This is a genomic window from Corallococcus sp. AB038B, from assembly GCF_003668955.1.
GTDB classification, from domain to species: domain Bacteria; phylum Myxococcota; class Myxococcia; order Myxococcales; family Myxococcaceae; genus Corallococcus; species Corallococcus exiguus.
In genome coordinates this window covers 35,201-37,455 of the sequence record NZ_RAWO01000010.1, presented here as the reverse complement: position 1 = coordinate 37,455, position 2,255 = coordinate 35,201, and the positions used below count along the sequence as shown (strand labels likewise).

The following is a 2,255-nucleotide window of genomic DNA, read 5'->3' as shown; positions in this document are numbered from 1 at the left end:
GGGTACTTCCCCCTCTCCCGCCGGCACGTCAGGGACGCGCCGTGACCTCGACCTGCACATCCGAACCACTCCGCAGCCGCGCGCGCAGCGCATCGAACACCTTGCGCTGACGCACCGGCGCCACCCGCCCCTCGACCTCCGCTCGCACTTCCTCGAACGGCGGCGTCCGCGCGGGACGCCGTTCCAGCAACTGCAGCACCGCGAACCCCTCCGCCGTCTCCACCACCGGAGAGACCTGTCCCGGCGTCTGGAGCGCGAACGCGGCCTCCTCCATCCGGCGGTCCGGCAGCTCCCCACGCGCGAACAGGCCCAGGTCGCCGTTGCGCGCGCGCTCGGGCCCATCCCCGCTGGACTGCACCTGGGAGAGCGGTTCCTTCGCCTGGAGCCGCCGCGCGAACTGCTCCGCGCGGCCGCGAGCCCGGGCCCGGTCCGCCGCGTTGCCCGGGTTTTCGAAGCGGGCGAGCACGCGCCCCAGGTGGAGCCGCTCCGGCTGCGCGAACACGTCCCGGTTCGCCTCGTACCAGGCGCGCAATTCCTGCTCACCTGGAGTCCCAGCGGCCTTCGTCTCCTCCGCCAGGAGTTCCTGCACGACGAGCCGCTCCTCCAACTCGCGCACCTGCCGGGCGATGTCCTCCCGGCTGGAAAGCCCCCGGCGCCTCGCCTCCTCCACCAGCAGGCGCTTGTCCACGAGCGACCAGGCGAACTCCCGCTGACCGGCCTCGCTCACGAACTGCTCACGCAGGGCCGGAGGAAGCCGTCGCGCCTCCCGGTCCATCTCCTCCCGGGTGACGACGCCGCCGTCGAAACGCGCCACCAGGCCGGGAGGAAGCGGCGCCCTGGGCCCGGGGGACGCCGGAACACCGCCGGGTTGACCCTCGCAGGAGCACAGCGCGAACAACAGGACCGCGCCGTGAAGGGCACGAACAGGCGATTGCAAAGGATTCCTCTGAGGCGGTGAAGACTGGCGCAGTGTGCACGATCTAGCGTTTGAGCAGCAATACCAGCGCCCCCTGACGCGTTTGAATTCCTCGCGGAGGCTTTGTTAGGTTCGTTCCGACTCGCAGCCGGGCGTTGGGGCCCAGGCTCGCCGGAATTCCCGTCAGGATTTGCATTTCATGAATATCGCCAAAATCGCTGCGACGGCCACAACAGCCCTGTTGCTGCTGAATGCATGCAAGGGTTCAGGAACGTCCCAGGAGGGGAGCGCGAATGACCCAGTCGTGGCCCGGGTGGGTGCGGGCGCCATCACGGTGAGTGAATTCCGAGCCAGGATGGAGGAGCAGCCGCCCCTGATTCGTGCTCGCTACGGCTCGCTGGAGATGAAGAAGGAGTTCCTCGACAATCTGGTGCGTTTCGAGGTGCTGGCGCAGGAAGCCAGACGCCAGGGATTGGACAAGGACCCTGAGTTCCAGGCCGCGGTGGAAAAGCTGCTGGTTCAACGGCTGGTCCAGAAGCAGGCCACGAGCGCGGTGCCGGCGCCTCCGACCGACGAGGAGGTGCGCAAGTATTATCAAGAGCACCTGACGGAGTTCTCCCGGCCCGAGAAGGTGCGAGTCAGCCAGGTCTTCCTGGCCTCTGCGGAGGGAGATCCGAAGCGGGGGGCGGTGAAGGCGGAGGCCGACAAGCTGCTGGCGGACGTGCGCAAGCAGGAGGCGGGGCCGGTGAAGACGGCATTCGGGGAGCAGGTCCGGAAGCGTTCGGACGACGCGGCATCGCGCGACGCGGGCGGGGACCTGGGGTTGCTGACGCGGGAGGAGCTGGCGGCGCGGTGGGGCCAGCCGGTGGCGGACGCGGCCTTTGGACTTCAGACGCTGAGCGAGGTGGGGCTGGTGGCCTCCCCTCGCGGCCTGCATCTGCTGAAGCTGGTGGCCCGTCAGCCGGGCTTTTCCCAGACGGTGGACCAGGTGAAACCGCGCATCGAGAGCCGCCTCATGGCGGACAAGCGCGCGAAGTCCATGGATGACCTGGTGGCCGGGCTGATGAGCAAGACGAAGGTGGAGGTCGACGACCAGGTGCTCGGCGGCCTCTCTGTCGACAAGGACGGCCTGGGAGTCACGCAGCCCTCGCCCTGACGGACCAGGCGGAGCGTGGTCACGAAGCGGCCACGCCCGCCGCCCTCACGTCAAATCCAAATCAACACAGTCAATCACGTCTCATCCACAGCCCCGGGCAGATAATCCGCCAGGAGTTCGGAGCAGCCCAACTCCCCAGCCGCCTGGCGCAATTCCTCCCAGAACTCACCAGGAAGCGGCGCA

Annotated in this window: 2 protein-coding genes; one reads left to right on the top strand and one right to left on the bottom strand. The window is 68.5% G+C overall.

What is annotated here, in order from left to right:
- Window positions 1–28: 28 nt before the first annotated feature.
- Window positions 29–814 (bottom strand): peptidylprolyl isomerase, encoded by a 786-nt coding sequence (locus D7Y04_RS30475; protein ID WP_147477223.1) that lies wholly within the window; start codon window positions 812–814, stop codon window positions 29–31.
- Between the two features lie 301 nt (window positions 815–1,115).
- Here D7Y04_RS30475 and D7Y04_RS30470 point away from each other — a divergent pair, with 301 nt between their 5' ends.
- Entirely contained in the window at window positions 1,116–2,072 is a 957-nt protein-coding gene (locus D7Y04_RS30470) for a peptidyl-prolyl cis-trans isomerase (protein WP_121761566.1), read from the top strand.
- The last annotated feature ends 183 nt before the right edge of the window (window positions 2,073–2,255 follow it).